The sequence below is a fragment of the Psychrobacter glacincola genome (assembly GCF_904846215.1).
Classification (GTDB): Bacteria; Pseudomonadota; Gammaproteobacteria; order Pseudomonadales; family Moraxellaceae; genus Psychrobacter; species Psychrobacter glacincola.
Genome location: NZ_CAJGZK010000059.1, coordinates 1 through 1,060 on the forward strand (window position 1 = coordinate 1; position 1,060 = coordinate 1,060).

At 43.2% G+C, this 1,060-nt stretch carries 1 pseudogene; it reads right to left on the reverse strand.

Features of this window, described 5'->3' with window-relative positions:
- Window positions 1–198: 198 nt before the first annotated feature.
- A pseudogene (locus JMW90_RS13380) lies at window positions 199–947 on the reverse strand (IS5 family transposase).
- Window positions 948–1,060: the final 113 nt, after the last annotated feature.

The following is a 1,060-nucleotide window of genomic DNA, read 5'->3' on the forward strand; positions in this document are numbered from 1 at the left end:
GGGTGTGCGTATTCCTCTGCTTTCCAAGGTTGCTGGCGATACAACCATGGCCGCCGATACAGAAAAAACGCCTGTCTCTAATGACAAGACAGGGAACAAAGAAGACTGATAGCTGCTGAACTGTTCATCACTAAAGCTAATAAATGGTCAAAACAATTCGCTGCGACTATTTAGTTGTATAACACCTAGGGCGTGTCATCAATTAAGCCAAATGACACAAGAAACTAAATGAATCGCACTGAGGAAATGACAGGCTAACTTGTCATAGCGAGTAGCAATCGCACGGTACTGCTTAATCTTGGCAAAAAAGTTCTCGATCAGATGCCTCGCTTTATAGAGCTCTTTATCGAAGTCTCTTGGCTGTAGCCTATGACACTTAGATGGTATGACTGCATTACCTTGTACCGATTTAATCGGTACAATGACACGGGCATCAGCATCATAAGCTCTATCAGCAAGCCAAGTTTGACTAATACTGACATCGAGCAGTTCATCTGAGCCACGTAAGTCATGAGCTGCGCCACCGGTTAGATAAAAGCCATTAGGATTGCCTAGCGCATCTGTACGAGTATGTATCTTAGTCGTCAGTCCACCTTTACTGCGTCCAATGGCTTGATCCCTTTTTTTCCAGCACTGTGCTGATGAGCCTTAACAATCGTGGCATCTAGCATGGCATATTCATCATCTGATTGTTCAGAGAGTTGATTAAACACCTGCTCCCATACGCCTTTTTTTGACCAACGGCTAAAACGAGTATGAATCACTCTAAAGTCGCCAAAACGTTCAGGTAGATCACGCCAAGGTACGCCTGTCTTATAGCGGTACAAGACGGCTTCTACGAATAAGCGGTTATCCTTTGCCGTAACACCAACGTCCTTTGGTTGACCTGGAAGGATGTCTTTAATTCTCTCCCATTGGTCATCTCGCAGGGCATGTCGTCTTGTCATGATGATTAAGCTCATATGAGTAAATATAGAGTTACTATAGCTTATTCTAAAACAACTGTGCTAATTGATGACACGCCCTAGTTTTATTCGCTTATATCATCAACTAATGATAA